Annotated in this window: 16 protein-coding genes, 1 other RNA gene and 1 riboswitch; of the genes, 13 read left to right on the forward strand and 4 right to left on the reverse strand. The window is 55.4% G+C overall.

Going from position 1 to position 16,192, the window contains the following annotated elements; genetic code table 11:
* Positions 1-159: 159 nt before the first annotated feature.
* The gene (locus tag C8R31_RS15565) at positions 160-2,250 is read right to left on the reverse strand and encodes a TonB-dependent receptor (RefSeq protein WP_146164613.1); all 2,091 of its coding nucleotides are present in this window, start codon (positions 2,248-2,250) and stop codon (positions 160-162) included.
* Positions 2,251-2,334: 84 nt separating this feature from the next.
* Positions 2,335-2,622, reverse strand: a riboswitch (cobalamin riboswitch).
* 154 nt (positions 2,623-2,776) lie between these two features.
* Between C8R31_RS15565 and C8R31_RS15570 the strand changes: the two genes are divergently transcribed.
* The 3 genes from C8R31_RS15570 to ssrS all read left to right on the forward strand — a co-directional run bounded on the left by C8R31_RS15570 (position 2,777) and on the right by ssrS (position 3,571).
* Positions 2,777-2,977, forward strand: coding sequence for a hypothetical protein (locus tag C8R31_RS15570; RefSeq protein WP_107695082.1), 201 nt, complete (start codon positions 2,777-2,779; stop codon positions 2,975-2,977).
* On the forward strand, positions 2,974-3,282 hold the full coding sequence (locus C8R31_RS15575; protein WP_107695083.1) for a cell division protein ZapA: 309 nt from the start codon (positions 2,974-2,976) through the stop codon (positions 3,280-3,282). The genes C8R31_RS15570 and C8R31_RS15575 overlap by 4 nt, the downstream gene beginning before the upstream one ends.
* Before the next feature lie 108 nt (positions 3,283-3,390).
* A non-coding RNA gene (ssrS, locus tag C8R31_RS15580) (6S RNA) lies at positions 3,391-3,571 on the forward strand.
* 196 nt (positions 3,572-3,767) lie between these two features.
* On the opposite strand, the gene C8R31_RS15585 is transcribed toward ssrS, so the two are convergent.
* Positions 3,768-4,046, reverse strand: coding sequence for a hypothetical protein (locus tag C8R31_RS15585; protein WP_107695084.1), 279 nt, complete (start codon positions 4,044-4,046; stop codon positions 3,768-3,770).
* A 229-nt stretch (positions 4,047-4,275) separates the two neighbouring features.
* On the opposite strand from C8R31_RS15585, the gene C8R31_RS15590 reads away from it, so the two are divergent.
* Positions 4,276-5,769: an amidohydrolase family protein gene (locus C8R31_RS15590; RefSeq protein ID WP_107695085.1), complete on the forward strand. Its 1,494-nt coding sequence runs from the start codon at positions 4,276-4,278 to the stop codon at positions 5,767-5,769.
* 31 nt (positions 5,770-5,800) lie between these two features.
* Here C8R31_RS15590 and C8R31_RS15595 read toward each other — a convergent pair whose 3' ends face one another.
* Positions 5,801-7,096: a CapA family protein gene (locus C8R31_RS15595; protein WP_107695086.1), complete on the reverse strand. Its 1,296-nt coding sequence runs from the start codon at positions 7,094-7,096 to the stop codon at positions 5,801-5,803.
* A gap of 65 nt (positions 7,097-7,161) precedes the next feature.
* Between C8R31_RS15595 and C8R31_RS15600 the strand changes: the two genes are divergently transcribed.
* The 3 genes from C8R31_RS15600 (at position 7,162) to C8R31_RS15610 (ending at position 9,310) form a co-directional block, all read left to right on the forward strand.
* On the forward strand, positions 7,162-7,626 hold the full coding sequence (locus tag C8R31_RS15600) for a pyrimidine dimer DNA glycosylase/endonuclease V (RefSeq protein WP_107695087.1): 465 nt from the start codon (positions 7,162-7,164) through the stop codon (positions 7,624-7,626).
* A gap of 349 nt (positions 7,627-7,975) precedes the next feature.
* Entirely contained in the window at positions 7,976-8,431 is a 456-nt protein-coding gene (locus tag C8R31_RS15605; RefSeq protein WP_107695088.1) for an EVE domain-containing protein, read from the forward strand.
* An 81-nt stretch (positions 8,432-8,512) separates the two neighbouring features.
* Positions 8,513-9,310, forward strand: a complete 798-nt coding sequence (locus tag C8R31_RS15610; RefSeq protein WP_107695089.1) for a sulfite exporter TauE/SafE family protein — start codon at positions 8,513-8,515, stop codon at positions 9,308-9,310.
* A gap of 36 nt (positions 9,311-9,346) precedes the next feature.
* Here the strand turns inward: C8R31_RS15610 and cysG are convergent, their stop codons facing one another.
* Positions 9,347-10,804, reverse strand: coding sequence for a siroheme synthase CysG (cysG, locus tag C8R31_RS15615; RefSeq protein ID WP_107695090.1), 1,458 nt, complete (start codon positions 10,802-10,804; stop codon positions 9,347-9,349).
* A gap of 171 nt (positions 10,805-10,975) precedes the next feature.
* Between cysG and C8R31_RS15620 the strand changes: the two genes are divergently transcribed.
* The 6 genes from C8R31_RS15620 (at position 10,976) to scpB (ending at position 15,980) form a co-directional block, all read left to right on the forward strand.
* Positions 10,976-11,827, forward strand: coding sequence for a 3',5'-nucleoside bisphosphate phosphatase (locus C8R31_RS15620; RefSeq protein WP_107695091.1), 852 nt, complete (start codon positions 10,976-10,978; stop codon positions 11,825-11,827).
* A 155-nt stretch (positions 11,828-11,982) separates the two neighbouring features.
* Positions 11,983-12,615: an L-threonylcarbamoyladenylate synthase gene (locus C8R31_RS15625; protein ID WP_107695092.1), complete on the forward strand. Its 633-nt coding sequence runs from the start codon at positions 11,983-11,985 to the stop codon at positions 12,613-12,615.
* A complete protein-coding gene (locus tag C8R31_RS15630; RefSeq protein WP_107695093.1) occupies positions 12,608-13,258 on the forward strand; it encodes a site-2 protease family protein in 651 nt (216 codons plus the stop codon). Before C8R31_RS15625 ends, C8R31_RS15630 begins: the two co-directional genes overlap by 8 nt.
* A 34-nt stretch (positions 13,259-13,292) precedes the next feature.
* Positions 13,293-14,495 carry a tryptophan--tRNA ligase gene (locus C8R31_RS15635; RefSeq protein WP_107695094.1) on the forward strand — a complete coding sequence of 401 codons (1,203 nt, stop codon included), beginning with the start codon at positions 13,293-13,295 and terminating at the stop codon, positions 14,493-14,495.
* 59 nt (positions 14,496-14,554) lie between these two features.
* Positions 14,555-15,370, forward strand: coding sequence for a ScpA family protein (locus tag C8R31_RS15640; protein ID WP_258192742.1), 816 nt, complete (start codon positions 14,555-14,557; stop codon positions 15,368-15,370).
* A complete protein-coding gene (gene scpB / locus C8R31_RS15645) occupies positions 15,336-15,980 on the forward strand; it encodes an SMC-Scp complex subunit ScpB (protein ID WP_107695095.1) in 645 nt (214 codons plus the stop codon). Before C8R31_RS15640 ends, scpB begins: the two co-directional genes overlap by 35 nt.
* Positions 15,981-16,192 lie beyond the last annotated feature (212 nt).

Raw genomic sequence — 16,192 nt, forward strand, 5'->3', positions numbered from 1 at the left:
AGAAGGCGAAGCCGCGAAATCTGGCAAAGCCATATTATGTCACCTGCTTTGGCAGGCGATAAGAGATGTCAGCTACCTCTCGCAGTTGAACAGGACCGTATCGCGCGGATAGGTGGAAGATCGCGGATACCCCGGCGATACCGTAGGCGCGAATGAACCTCAATTGAACTGATATTTTACGGTAAACCAGACATTGCGCTCGCGTGCGGGTAGCGCGTTGAAACTCGTGCCTGCCGAGTTACGAATTGCATAAGAAAAATACTTTTCATCGAACAGATTATTAACTGCCATGCTCAACAACAACTTATTCATCTGATGAGTGATTTTCAGATCCACCGTTACGTAGTCCGGCATACGTCGCGTCGCGGTGTTGGCCTGGTCGTTGTCGAGCACCTGTTCGCCCACGTAATTCATGGTCGTCGCCAGATTGGTATTAGAACCGAGCCGAAACGAGCCTCCGGCAGCAGCCCTGTGGCGCGGCACCAACGGAATGATGTTTCCTGAGACATCCACTCCCCCAAAGCTTCCCTCACGAAAACGCGCATCCGTAAATGTATAGTTTGCAAAGACATCGATGGCGCTGGTTACCGCCCAAGACCCCTCCAGTTCGAATCCTTGCCGCCGGGTTGGCGGTAAATTGATATTCGCGAAGAACAGGAAGGGGTCAATGTTGATGAAGCTGATTTCGTTGTTGAGATTGATCGAGTAAATTGAAGTGCGGGCACGTACCGGTCCTTGTTTGTAATCCACCCCAACCTCCCCTGTATAAGCGATTTGAGGCTCGAGTATTTTTACGAGCGGATCGAAGGCGGGCCCGCCGAATTGATTGTAGCTTTCGTCTACGGTCGCAATCCGGAAACTGCGGCCATACTTTCCGTAAAACGAGAAGAAAGCTCCCACGGGCTGGCGAAGACCCACATCATATGCGTAGACCGTGCGGCTCTGTCGATCGCCGGCGTAAGGCGCCGCACTGAGGCGGTCATCGGCACGGTTGTCCACCCACTGCAACCGCCCCCCGAGTGATAACACCGTACCTTTAGGCAACGTAGCGATGTGTTGCAAGTAAATCGCGCGGTTTTGCTGGGTAGCGACAATATCGGCTTGTAGAATATTGGCTGATACTGCACCTGGTATCGTTTCCGGTCCGGTAAAACGCCTGGAGCGGTAATCCCACCACTCCAGATTTGCGCCCAATATCAGTTCATGATCCATGCTAAAGAACTGAAACGGCAATTTCACCCTCGGATTGAACAACCACACGTCCGAACGCGAATTGATGAATGACTTGGAGTTGAAGGAATCGATACTGTAATCGTCGAATAATGCCGTGCGATGGTTGTCGCGAAAGGAAAAATCCGCGGCAAAATCCCCGAATCTGTTGGAATGCTCCCCCCGAAGCGTTACATATGCGCCCTCGCGGGTGCTGTAATCCCGCGGCGTCGCGGTCCCTCTGCGGTCTGTCTGTAGTTGCGCTTCAGTGCGCGTGGCCGGCAGTCCCAGTTTCTGATCATCGACTCCAAACTTCAACAACGCCCGCCCGGTGGCAAAACGGTAGCGTAAATCTCCCTGCAGGTTCAGCTGATGCAAGGCATTGTTGACACGATAGTTATCCGTTTCTAGTGCGTTACCCGTAAGCGCGAGGCCAAGGTTTTTTCCTGCCACGTCCAGCGTGCCTTTGGCTTCGGTCCCGCCGTAGCTGCCAAATGAAACGCCGCCGCTCCCGGACATCTGGCCGGAAGCGGCGGCTCGGGTGATGATATTAATTACTCCACCTGTGGCGCCACCTCCATATGTGACAGCTCCGCTGCTTCGCAGCACCTCAATGCGTTCGATTGAACCAAGCGGAACCGTTGACCAGCGAATACCGACCAGCTCGTTTTCATTCATCCGCTGACCATCGAGCAGAACGAGCGTATTCTGATTGCCGGTAATGCCGAATCCGCGCAGATCGATCTGAGGATCGGGGCTGCCATCGACGTTGCGGGTATGGATTCCCGCGAGTTGTTGCAGTAACTCCGGAAGGGTGGACGCAGCACTGTTTTTTATCTGCTCCGCGTTGATGATGGATACCCCGATGGGTAGCTTGTCAACACGCTGGCTAAAGCGCGTGGCGGTTACCACGACTTCCTCAAGCGGTTTAGTTCCCGGATCGGCGGCCCGAACAGACCATGAAGATGATGTAAGCAGAAAAACAGGGAGAAAGAATTTGCGCAACATGCCAACAGTATTTACTTGTATTGGTGAACCCACCGTTCACCATGTCCTCAACAAGAAAATACCGCGGAGATGCCTTGAGCGAAAAAAGATATCGATCAGGATACCGCCCCACGCGATATTTCCGTACTCACGTGAGGCCGGTATCCGGGCTCGCAGGACTTGGCATATCGTCATCCCATGAACTGGAGAGTTCACAGTGACGTCACAGAACAGCGACCAAGCCATGCGAGGACTCGTCTAGTTCGTGATACGCCCACACCTGCTTACCGTTGCGGGGGCAGCCCAGGCATCCAGAAAACTCTAATACGTCCCACGCGAAGCGTCGAATTCGTTCAGAGTTTCCCACCTGGTTCCCGTTTAACTCGGCCGTAACACGGCCGTAGCACCTCAAACGTGGCGGGATTCTACCAGAACAAAGCAACCTTGGTCTGAATCGTTGAGATGGAGTCCGCAATCCAGTTTGCTTACAACAGAGTATAGTAAGGTGGAGCTGGAAACCACATTTAAAAAATCCTGTTATCAGTTGACTTGACAGGGATTTCGCAACTATAGTGGGCTAATGGAATCGGAACTGAGCGCGCTGGAAGAAAAAATTGAACAATTCGTGCGCCTATGTCAGCAACTGAGGTCGGAGAACATCCAACTTCGCCAACAACTGGCAAGCACGATCAGCGAAAACAAGCATCTGGCAGAAAAAATAGATACCGCCTCCTCCCGTCTTGAAGCCCTCCTGACAAGACTCCCTGGAAGCGAAGAATGAACACTGGCAAAACCATGGATGTGAACATCATGGGGCGCGAATTCCGCGTAGTCTGCCCGGACGAAGAACGCGAAGAGCTACTGGAAGCGGTCACTTATCTTAACAACAGGATGCGCGAAATCCGTGAGAGCGGAAAGGTTGTCGGGTCCGAGCGCATCGCGATCATGGCGGCACTCAACATCACGCATGAATTGCTCACCGCAAAGACCCGGGAGGGGTTTGACACGGAAGAATTTAGGCGTAGAATCGTTCGCATGCAGACAGCGCTTGATGCGGTAATGCCGGAACAGGACAAACTGTTCTAGTCCACGTTACTTAACCTTAAGCCAGCCGGAATAAATTTTTCATTTGGATTCCCCAGGGTACTGGGGGTTATCTGACCCGAATCGGCTCAGGTAAAAAATGATGAGAGTTGTTCCCTGCGGTGTTCGTTTTTGGCCTATATTCTTTGAACCAACTTTTTAAGAATTGGTTGCAAGCCAACGTGATGCTGTTGTGCGCGTCCTATACGGAAGCGCCTGATGCGTCCGGCAGGTGACCGCCTTGGACCTTAAGGTTCAAGATTAATGGCCTGACGGCATTTGCGGGGACCTTATTAGGTAACAAAAAAAGCGGCTTTGCCGCTTTTTTTGTTACCTATCCTATCCGCTGCTGCCCCAACGCAAGTGAGCCGCTGTGCCTCTGCAGCCGACTGATCAGCGTAAAGTGTGCTGCTTCGTCTGACCCCTTGCACCTCTTGTTTTGCTCATCACCACCCCGCTATCAAAACAAAAACACCGATGAGGAAGAGTCACGTATATTTGAGCGGAAAACTTACTTTTCCCAGACCGGAATTCGACGCGAAATCGTGGCTTAAGTCCTTCCCCAACTCATCTGGATAGGCGACTGCAAGTCCTGATTTAATGCGCTCCGAGACCGCGTTCAGATCTTCCTGAGACAAAAAATGCTCTGTCGGGACCGCCGCTTTGGCTTTGTCTCCATTTTCCTGTGGATCGAACCTGCATTCCGGGCAGGGAGTGAGCGCTCCAAGCTTCACCGCTCCACAACAGAGGCATATCGCGGTCGTCATTTTTCAAAAATTCTCCAGACGCAACCTATGAATACTTCGACTATATTGTTAATTGAGGTATAGATTGGCCCTCAACCATTTATAGACGCAAACTGGCGCAGGTCGCAATGTCGAGGTGTCGCCAAGACTCACCATCTATTCGATTTATGGTAGACAACGTTTGGCCGGCCCGTGGCTATGGGGATCGTCGCCATTATATTTTGATTTCCTCCTTGGAAGGACGCCTCAGATGATTCGAACGCACGACAATCCGCCTCATTTAGATCCGGACGGCACCCGGCTGCCTATCAAGCTTGACTCAACCTCCAACGGCGAATTCGCCCCCGTGCCCCTTTCACCCATCAATCACGCCGCGAACCGCCTCGCCCACGAAGCAGCCACGCATAATTCGAAGCGCGTAGCGCTTTCCCGCCGAAAATTTCTCGTCTCCGCTTGCGGCGCTGCCTCCACGCTACTCGCTTTCAACAGTGCCAACGCAGCAGCGGGGAAGACAGGCGGATTTTTCGATCTGCTGCCCGAAGCAGCCCTCGAACCGGAACTCGCGGAGGCCCAAATCGGCGGTGCCGCAGGCGAATTCATCTTTGATGTGCAGGGCCACTTCGTCGACCCCAACGGACCTTGGCTGCAGAAACTCCCCGCTGGCTCCGACCCCCTGAGCCAGATGCCCAAGGCTGGTTGCGCGCTGGCATCGGAACCAGGGCAGCGCAGCTACCTGCGCTGCCTAGGCCCGGATGAGTTCATCAAGGACGTGTTCCTCGATTCCGATACCGACATGATGGTGCTTTCCTTTGTTCCTTCCAAGCCCGATGCGGAGCCGCTGACCATCCAAGGCGCGGATGCCGTGCGGCAGATCGTTGACCGCATGGAAGGAATGCACCGCTTGCTCCTCCACGGCCGTGTCAACCCCAATCAAGCGGGCGATCTCGACCGGATGGACGAACTGAAGGAGCGCTGGGGCGTATCCGCGTGGAAAACGTACACTCAGTTTGGGCCCGGGGGAAACGGCTACTTTTTGTCGGACGACGTTGGCATGCGTTTTATCGAAAAGGCGCGCAAGCTCGGCGTCAAGGTGATCTGCGTGCATAAAGGGCTGCCTTTCGGCAAGCAATCCTATCAACACAGCAAATGCAGCGACATCGGGGTCGTCGCGAAGCGCTTTCCGGACGTCTCGTTCCTAGTCTACCATTCGGGATTCGTCACCGGCGTCCCCGAAGGAGCCTTCCAGGGCAAAGGGGCGGATGACGGCGTTGATACCCTCATCCGCTCGCTTATCGAGAACGGGGTTGCCCCGAACAGCAATGTCTACGCCGAACTGGGCAGCACCTGGCGTTACCTGATGCGTGACCCCGAGGCCGCAGCGCACGTCTTGGGAAAACTGTTGAAATACTGTGGCGAGAACAATGTGCTTTGGGGAACGGATTCCATCTGGTACGGGTCGCCCCAGGATCAAATACAGGCATTACGCGCGTTCCAGATCGCGCCTGAGCTGCGCGCCGAGCACGGCTACCGCGAGATCACCCCTCAACTCCGGGCCAAGATTTTCGGACTCAACGCGGCGAAGGTTTACTCGATCAGCGCGGATGAGGTGAAGAAGTATATCAGTCGCGACCCCATCGCTCGTGCGCGGCTCAGTTACCAGGAGCAACCCCAACCGCACTTCCTCACGTATGGTCCAAAAACGCGCCGGGAATTTCTCAGGTTGCCTGGAGCTGGAAAACCTTGATTCGCATATAGGCAACATGGCAGATACGGTTTTATGACGTCCACTGCAGCATTAGCCCGTTATCATCAGATGCTTCCACTCTGTTACCGAACCTTTTGCCTTCCCTGTCCAGGACTTTCTGTAGCCACAGCGCATCGTCCGCCGAGGCATGGTTGAGCCTGAAGCGCTTCATCTGCAGTGGGATTATTTCCAGGCTCACCAGCGTACCCTTCGACGCATCGACGCGCACAAAATACATCACGGTCAGGTCACCCCGATAAGTTTCATGGCCTGAGATTCCTTCATAATCGTTCAGAAAATCGCCACAGCCGTAAAGAATGAGCTTGCTGTTATAGACTTCGATCCCCTTCACGTGATGCGAAGAGTGGCCGTGAACGACATCCACGCCTGCTTCATCAATCAGCCGATGAGCGAACTCCTGCTGCTCGCGCGGAATGTGATATCCCCAGTTTCCGCCCCAGTGTATCGAACCAACCACAACATCGCACGATCGCTTGACCGCGGCGATGCGGTTGCGGATGCCCCGAATTGTACGTCGAGAAAAATCAGTCAATAGGTCCACTCCGGGTCTATTCTCCGCCGCGACCCAATCAAAGGGAATACCGCTGGTCTCAGAACCAAAAGAGAGTACCAGCACGCGCCCTCTCCCAGGAACAGATAGCATTGCCGGTTCTTGCGCCTCGCTGATGTTGTTACCCGCTCCTGCGGTTTTCAGTCCTGCCTGTTTCAGGGTACTCAGCGTTTCGGCGAGACCTGAATAGCCCCAATCCAGAACATGATTGTTCGCCAACCCGCAGCAGTCGATCCTGGCGGCAGTAATGCACGCAATATTGTCGGGATTCATCCTGTAATTGACTGCCTTGTCCTGCACATCATCACTGCGCGTTACGGCCGTTTCCAAATTGATGATGCGGCAGTTCGGCTGTCTGCGTTCCAGTTCGGTAAGCGCATCACCCCAGATATATGAAAAACTCACCGCTTTCGGAATCGGACCGTTCGCTTCTTCGGCAAGCTCAACATAGCCGCGCGCGGTCTTCATATACCCCTCATAAAGGATAGGATTGCCGGGGTGTGGCAGTACCTGGTCAATTCCCCTCCCGGTCATGACATCCCCGCAGAGAAATAGCGTAATCAAGCTGGAATGTTCCACACCCGCTTCCGAACGGTTTTGTACGCTATGCTTTACCGTAAGCGCATTATCGGTTGTAATAGTCTGGCCATACAATGGGCGAACTGCTGCAGTTAATCCGGTCGAAAGCGCGGACACAAGAAATTTGCGGCGTTTCAGCTGACGGCCGATAATCGTGGGGTTTGCCCAATTCTTCATGGCACCGCTGGTTCTACACAGTAAGCTTTATCCTAGACCAGATTGACGAAAAATATTCGCTAGCCATGCGCCTGTGGACACTTCATCCCCGCTATCTGGATGCCAGAGGTCTTACCGCTGCATGGCGGGAAGCGCTGTTGGCGCAAAAAGTATTGTCGGGATTGACCACCGGCTACGCGCATCATCCGCAGCTTATCCGGTTTCGGCGGCATCCTCAGCCGCTGATGGCAGTGGGCGTATTTTTAGCTGGCCTTGCCGGGGAAGCCGAACGTCGAGGTTATCACTTCGATACGGCAAAAATTTTGAAGATGGGAAGCGTGAGACAAATTGACGAAACGGATGGGCAACTTCTCCTGGAGTGGTCCCACCTGAACGAAAAACTGCGGAAACGGGCTCCGCACCTTTATCAGCAGTTTCAAGATATCCGTATCCCGGAGCCGCATCCATTATTTCGCGTCGTCCCCGGAGGGATCAGAGATTGGGAGAAGCAGCGGGTCAATAAAGGTCCCCAGGCTATCCCTGAGCCTTAAAAGTCCACAGAAGTCCCCAGTGTCAAGTCTGTGCGTGACGGGAATATCGTACCCACCGAAGACGCTCTCGCTTGGGCGGTCGTCGCGCTACTTCTTACACGGGTGTGGGGGCGTGCCCCTATTAACGACTTTAAAGACCCAATGGTGGCAGCGGGCATTCAATTTTTTGAAGTGACAGACTCGGATGGTCCACGGTGCTGGCAAGTTCAAGTGGGGCGGCTTCGCTTGCTAAAGCTGGACTGTTATACTTTTAGCGATCGAACAATAACCACCGTTACCTCTCGCTCCGCTAAAGCATGAATTCAAACTCAACCTGCCAAGTTCTGGCGCCTTCCACCTGGAATCACCCATGCGTTACTGGCTGATGAAATCAGAACCTTCGGATGTCAGCATTGATGACCTTGCCTCGATGCCTGATCAAACTGTCCCCTGGTACGGCGTCCGCAACTATCAGGCGCGCAACTTTATGCGCGACCAGATGCGCGTCGGGGACGGCGTGTTTTTTTATCATTCGAGTTGTCCGGAACCGGGGGTCGCGGGCATTGCCGAGGTTAGCAGTCCAGCATATCCGGACGCAACGCAGTTCGATCCCGCCAGTAAATATTTTGACCCGAAGGCAACGTCGCACAACCCGCGCTGGTTCAATGTGGATGTGAAGTTCATCAGAAAAACCCGCTTGGTCAGCATCAGGGAATTGCGCAGCCGGCCGGAACTGGCAAACATGCGCATTCTGCAAACCGGAAACCGCCTATCCATTACGCCTGTAGACCCAGCGGAGTGGGACTTCATCATGGGGATTTTTTGATGGGCTGGTCACAACCAGATTTGCAGACGGAAAGTCGCCGAAAAATGCTCAAGACAAGCATACCTTTCGGCCACGCTTGACGTGGAGTGGTGGCCGGCTTATCTGCTGCTGGGTGCAGTTGTAGGCTTTTTTGCCGGACTGCTGGGTATCGGCGGCGGATTGATTCTGGTGCCAGTGCTCACCGTTATTTTTACCAATCAGCATTTCCCGCCTGATCGCATCCTGCACCTTGCCCTGGGGACTACCATGGCCGCGATCATTTTCACCTCGGCTTCCAGCCTGCGCGCTCACCATGCGCACGGAGCGGTGAACTGGCAAGTCGTGAAACATATCACCCCTGGAATTATCGCTGGCACACTGGCCGGTGCGACGCTGGTGAACGCGTTGCCCAGCAGGGCGCTCAGCGTCATTTTTGTTGTGTTTATCTTCTATGCAGCCACGCAGATGCTGCTGAAAATCTCGCCCAAACCCAGCCGTGAGCTTCCCGGCAAATGGGGAATGATTGGTGCGGGCGGAATCATTGGCGCGGTTTCGAGTTTTGTCGCAATCGGCGGCGGGCTGCTGACGGTTCCGTTTCTTACGTTCTGCAACGCGCGATTGCAGCAGGCGATCGGCACCGCTGCCGCAGTGGGATTTCCCATTGCCGTAGCGGGCGCCATCGGATACATCGTTAATGGCATGGCCCAATCCCAGCCGTTACCGCAACATAGCTTGGGGTATGTCTATTTGCCGGCCTTGGGGTGGATCGTGCTGGCCAGCGTATTGACAGCGCCGTTCGGCGCAAAAACGACCCACGTCATGCCTACACGGATGCTCAGGACGATTTTTGTTCTGCTGCTTTATTTGCTGGGAACGAGGATGCTGATCGGCCTTTTTTAAAAGATGCGATGGAATAGCGCGGTATTGCGCAAAGGCTTACTGTTCTCTGCCCAGAATACCGATCGCGGGAGCAGCCTCATCCCGTTGAGGCTCGAACCACGCCAGTTGCCGATGCAGTTTGACGACCTCGCCGACGATGATAAGAGTTGGCGGAATCAGTTTGGCCGCAGCGGTCAAACCGGGAAGGTTCTGCAACGTACCGGTCAATACGCGCTGTTTATGCGTAGTTCCCTGCTGCACGATTGCGGCTGGTGTCGTAGCAGATAGCCCGTGCGCGATTAATTGCCGGCACAGCTCCGGTAGGCCGAGGAGCCCCATATAGACCACGATGGTCTGGTTTGGGCGCGCCAGCATGGGCCAATCCAGGTCCACGCTCCCGTCCTTGAGATGGCCGGTGACAAAGACACACGACTGGGCATAGTCGCGATGAGTGAGGGGGATACCTGCATAGGATGCCGCACCGGTCGCCGCGGTAATGCCCGGAACGACCTGAAAAGGAATTCCGTGGCTGGAGAGGGTTTCAATTTCCTCACCCCCCCGGCCGAAGATGAAAGGATCGCCCCCTTTCAACCGCAGCACGCGCTTGCCTTCCTTGGCCAACCGCACCAGCAATTGATTAATCGATTCCTGCGGCATTGCGTGCTTGCTGCGCTCCTTCCCGGCATAGATCCGGGCGGCATCGCGACGCACCATGTCAAGTATCTCAGGTGAAACCAACCGGTCATACACGACCACGTCCGCCTGCTGCATCAGGCGCATTGCCCGAAAAGTCAGGAGCTCCGGGTCGCCCGGGCCAGCGCCCACCAGATATACTTCTCCCCCGCTTGACTCATCCGGTTCGCTATCCAGCGCACGCTCCAGATACACCTTTGCCGCCCGGTCCCTGCCGGAGAAAACCATTTCGGCAACTGGCCCCTGCAATACTTTCTCCCAGAATCTGCGTCGGTTCTCGGGAACTGAAAGCTGCTGTTTCACTCGTTCGCGGAATTGGGCCGCGAACGCCGCAAGGCGGCCATAAGCCATCGGTATCATGGTTTCCAGTCGAGCTCTCAGTACCCGGGCAAGCACCGGTGACGCGCCCCCACTCGATACGGCGATAAGAACGGGAGAGCGATCCACAATCGAAGGCATGATGAAAGAGCATGAAGCCGGATCATCCACGACATTGACGGGGATGCGTAATCCTTTGGCAACCTCGGAAACCTTCCGGTTAACTGTGGGATCATCTGTAGCAGCGATAACTAGAACGGCATCGGCAAGATGATCGGGACTAAACGTTTCGGCAAGATAAGTAATTCTTGTTTGCGGCGGTTGTTCCCGATCCCGCGGCACCAACAGCCGCTCGTGCAGTTCCTCACAGAGCCGGGGGGCGATGATGGTGACCCGAGCCCCCGCTCGCGATAGCAACGCCACTTTCCGGGCGGCCACTTCCCCGCCGCCGACCACAAGGCAGTCACGATTTCGTATGTCGATAAAAATTGGCAGAAAGTCCATTTGTTCCGTCTAATCTGGGCAATTCGATATCCTACTCTACCGGAAGCATTCGGTCTTTCAGCGTGAATGCCCACGCTCCGCTCCGGGTGAGCCGATCAGTTGTCGCAGTTCAATTTTCCGCCCCCCCTTATGCTATGATGCGGCTCTCGCTTTGCGCAACCTGCCTGCTTCATGCTCAACATCGACTTGCATTGCCACTCCACGGTTTCGGACGGTCTGCTCACACCAACACAATTGGTCGAGCACGCTGCTGCGCGTGGGGTTGACATTCTCGCGCTGACCGATCACGACGACGTGGGAGGGCTGGCGGAGGCCCACGCGGCGGCCACGGAGAAGAACGTTATCCTGGTCAACGGCGTCGAAATTTCGGTGGACTGGCGCGGCCAGACCGTCCATATCGTCGGCCTCGGTATAAATCCTGAGCATCCCGACCTCATTCGGGGTTTGGCGTCCATACGAGACGGCCGGCTGGTGCGTGCGCGTAATATCGCCGCGCAACTGGACAAATTCGGGATTCACGGCAGTTTTGAAGGCGCCTGCCGCAATGCTGGAGAGGGGCATTTGCTGGGGCGGATGCACTTCGCCCGCTTTTTAATTCAGCAGGGTCACGCCAGAGATGCGAAAGCAGTCTTCAAGAAATACCTGGTCAAGGGTAAGCCTGGATATGCGCCACACCAGTGGGTGCCGTTAAGCGACGCGGTTGGCTGGATACGCGGCAGCGGTGGCAGAGCCGTGATCGCTCATCCCGGCCGTTACAAGCTGAGCAAGAAAGCGCTGGACGAGTTGCTGGAGGAATTCCGCGCAATGGGTGGCGAGGCTATCGAGGTGATCACCGGTAGTCATACGCCGGAGCAATCATTGCTGTTTGCGCGCCATTGCCAGCGGCTGGGCTTACTTGCTTCGCGCGGTTCGGACTTTCACGGCCCGGGGGAAAGCTACTTCGATCTGGGGAGAATGCCGGCGCTGCCTGCCATCTGCAGGCCCGTATGGCATGACTGGAAGGAAGCGATCCACGCAGGGTGATTGCCTTTTTGGGTGTACTGCCACCACGGCGCGATACTAACCAGTGTGATGTACCCCCTTTGGCACCCGAGATGCCTTCCGGCGGCCCACGGATGATGTACCAGGAAACGGACCCGCAGACAACACATTGATAAAAATCGTCAGCTATTTTTCTCGTGGCTCAATTCTTTTCGATTCATCCGGAAAACCCCCAGTTGCGTCTGATACGGCAGGCTGCGGCTATTGTGCGCGCCGGAGGGGTGATCGCCTACCCTACCGATTCGTGTTATGCGCTTGGAGGCCACTTGGGCGATAAAACCGTCATGACTCGAATTCGGGCGATACGGCAGATGGATGAGCGGCATCACTTTACGCTGATGTGTCGCAACCTCGCCGAAATCTCGCATTACGCCAAAGTTGATAATCGGCAATATAGGCTGCTCAAGATGAGTACGCCCGGTAGCTACACCTTTATATTTCAAGCTACCCGGGAAGTTCCGCGCCGCTTGCAGCCGCCGAAGCGCGATACAATCGGCGTCAGAATTCCGGATCATCCCATCGTGCAGGCGTTGTTGACGGAGTTGGATGAGCCGCTGTTGAGTTCCACCCTGATAATGCCTGGCGATGAGTTCCCACTTAACGATGCTGGGGACATCCGGGCCCGCCTCGAGCATCAGGTGGAACTGGTGCTGGATGGGGGCGCCTGCGGGCTGGAGATGACCACCGTCATTGATATGACCGGGGATGTGCCGGAAGTGATACGGGAAGGAAAAGGGAGCCTCCAGCCTTTTGGAATCTCCAATGGATAGCATTATTCAGAATGTTGCCATCTATGCGCTCCCGGTAATTTTTGCCATCACCTTGCACGAAGCCGCTCATGGTTATGTGGCGAAGCATTTTGGCGATATGACCGCCTATGCGCAAGGACGCGTCAGTCTGAATCCGGTTCGCCACATCGATCCGGTGGGCACGATCCTGCTTCCCTTGTTGACGCTGTGGCTGGGCGGAATACTATTCGGCTGGGCCAAACCGGTGCCCGTCGACTTCTCGGCGTTGCGCCGACCGAAACAGGACATGCTTTGGGTGGCCCTGGCCGGGCCGGGCGCCAACCTTTTCATGGCGTTGCTTTGGGCGTTCGTTATCAAGCTTGGCCTCGCCCTGTCGGACACCGATCTTGCCCGGCCTATGGTATTGATGGGGGAAGCGGGGATTAAAATCAACGTGATCCTGATGGTTTTGAATCTATTGCCTCTGCCGCCGCTCGATGGCGGCCGTATCGCGGTAAGCCTTCTGCCGCAGCGCCTGGCTAACGGTTTTGCAAGGATTGAACCGTACGGCTTCATGATCCTCCTTATGCTGTTGATGACCGGGGTGTTGGGTGCCATCATTGGTCCGTTTATAGCGATTACGATACAGCTGGTAGCGTTGTTTTTTGGCCTGGAAGCCTACTGAAAATAATTGGATTGGTTGGATAAGGACAAGGGGTATGTTCACTGAGCGTGTTTTATCGGGAATGCGTCCCACGGGCGGCCTTCATTTGGGGCACTATCACGGCGTGCTGAAGAACTGGGTGGAGCTACAGCACCAGTTTGAGTGCCTATTCTTCGTCGCGGACTGGCACGCTCTCACCACGCACTACGATACGCCGGACGTCATCGAGCGCCACGTCTGGGATATGGTGATTGACTGGCTGGCTGCAGGCGTGGATCCAGCACAAGCGACATTATTTGTTCAATCCCGGGTGCCGGCACATGCCGAGTTGCACCTGCTGCTCTCCATGGTTACCCCCCTGGGATGGCTGGAACGCGTGCCTTCCTATAAGGACCAACAGGAAAAGCTGTTTGAGAAAGAGTTGAATACGTACGGCTTTCTGGGTTACCCCCTGCTGCAAAGCGCGGATATTCTCATTTATCGCTCCACCCGTGTGCCAGTGGGCGAAGACCAGACGCCGCATATCGAGTTTACCCGCGAAATCGCGCGGCGCTTCAACCATATTTACGGCAAGGAAGTCGGATTCCGCGAAAAAGCGGAAGCGGCGATAAAAAAACTTGGTTCAAAAAAATCTAAACTTTACCGCGACTTGCGGAATCGGTACCAGGAGCACGGCGACGATGAGGCGCTCGCTGCAGCAAAAGCGCTGCTTGAAGAACAACAGAATTTGAGCTTGGGCGATCAGGAGCGTTTATTTGGATACCTGGAGGGCGGCGGAAAGATGATTCTCTCCGAGCCCGAGGTTATGCTGACTCAGGCACCGAAAATGCCGGGTCTGGATGGACAGAAGATGTCGAAATCTTACAATAACACGATCACCCTGCGCGAGGAACCGGCAAGTGTGATAAAGAAGATACGCACCATGCCGACCGACCCGGCGCGCGTCCGCCGCAGCGATCCCGGGGACCCGGCAAAATGCCCATTGTGGCAGTTCCATCTGGTTTACTCGGACGATGACACCCGGGCGTGGGTGCAACAGGGATGCACTACCGCGGGAATCGGTTGTCTGGAGTGCAAACAGCCGGTTATTGACGCGATATTGGCAGAGCAGCAACCCATGCACGAGCGGGCGCGTATGTATGAGGAAGACCCCACACTGGTACGTAATATCATCGCCGACGGTTGCGAGAGAGCCGATAAATTGGCGCAGGAGACCATGCGGGACGTAAGAGAGGCAATGGGACTGGACTACTCTTAGCACGCTGGTAGATATGCCCTTTTCCTTGCTGAGCACGTTGAGCGTTTCCTTAGCTTCACATGACGATGGATAGTGGGTTTTCGCAATCCGCTGCTTCCGCGGTGGCTAAAATTCATGGGGAGCCCCTAACGGAATTACCGGCGGATTTGTATATTCCGCCCGACGCTCTGGAAGTGTTCCTCGAGACGTTCCAGGGCCCTCTCGATTTACTGCTGTATCTTATTCGCAAGCATAACCTCGACGTGCTGGACATCCCCATGGCGGAGCTCAGCCGCCAATACATGGCCTATATTGGAATGATGCGCGCAAACAAATTGGAATTGGCGGCAGAATACCTTCTCATGGCGGCGGTATTGATTGACATCAAATCACGCATGCTGTTGCCGGTGGCCGTTGTCCGAGATGAGGAAGAGAGCGACCCTCGCGCTGAATTGGTACGGCGCCTGCTGGAATACGAGCAAATGAAAGCCGCTGCTCAGCGACTCGATGAACTGCCACAAGCGGATCGGGACTTCCTGCTGACGAGGGTCTGGATCGAGCCGGCGATGGCCGACCGCCTCCCGGAAGTCAGCATGGAGGACCTGCGCGATGCGTGGCTTATGCTGATGGCTCGCTGCCAGGCAAATCGTCGCCACCAGATCACCCGGGCGGAGCTGTCGGTGCGAGAACACATGAGTCGCATCTTAAGCCAATTGCAGGGGCGCGCCTTTATCGAGTTTCACGATTTATTCAGTGCCGCGGCAGGAGCCCCGGAACTTGTCGTAACGTTTCTGGCACTACTTGAGCTTGTCAAAGAGCATCAGGTTGAGGTGAGCCAACCTCGTGCTTTTGGGATTATCTATGTCAGGCCGGTTAGTACCCTCTCCGTCATCTAGTTCCATAGGCGTGGTCAGCCCCGGCAATCCTGCGGAAATCAAGCGGATCCTGGAAGTGGCGTTGCTCACGGCCCAGGAACCATTGCCCCTCTCCGATCTCAGAAAGATTTTCGACGAAGAGCTGAGCGCTGAAGTGCTGCGCAGGCTACTGGAGGAATTGCGTCGGGACTGGGAAGGGAAAGGGGTAGAGCTGGTAAATGTTGCCAGCGGCTGGCGCTTTCAGGCTAAACCGGAGATGCAAAAGTTTCTCGATCGCATCAACCCGCAAAGACCGCCGCGCTACTCGCGCGCCGTGCTTGAGACGCTTGCGATCATCGCCTATCGGCAACCCGTGACACGTGGCGACATTGAGGAAATTCGCGGAGTTTCCGTGTCGGGGACCATACTTAAGGCGTTGGAGTCGCGTGGCTGGATAGCGGCAATCGGTCATCGCGATGTTCCAGGCAGGCCAGCCCTTTACGGTACAACGGCAAACTTTCTCAACGACCTGAACCTGCGCTCGCTAGCCGAACTGCCACCGTTGGATGAGCTGGGCTCGGTCATTGAGCAGAAAGGAACGATGGGATTGTTACCGATTCCTGACACCCCGGCAGACGACGCGCCCGAGTAATCCCTGGGTTTCATCTTGTGGGCATTTTAACTCACCACAAACCGGCCCACAGCGTCGTCCGCGAAGGCAGCACCGCCGTCGGCACTACTCGCTAGCCTTTATTCTTACGTCGCAGTCAATGCACATGGTCGCCTGGTGGGGGGAGTATTTCCTTTTCGCGATTGAGTTGTGCGACCTGCTGCATGAGGGACTGGGGATTGCTCCAGCCGGGG

The organism is Nitrosospira sp. Nsp2 (assembly GCF_003050965.1).
Lineage (GTDB): Bacteria > Pseudomonadota > Gammaproteobacteria > Burkholderiales > Nitrosomonadaceae > Nitrosospira.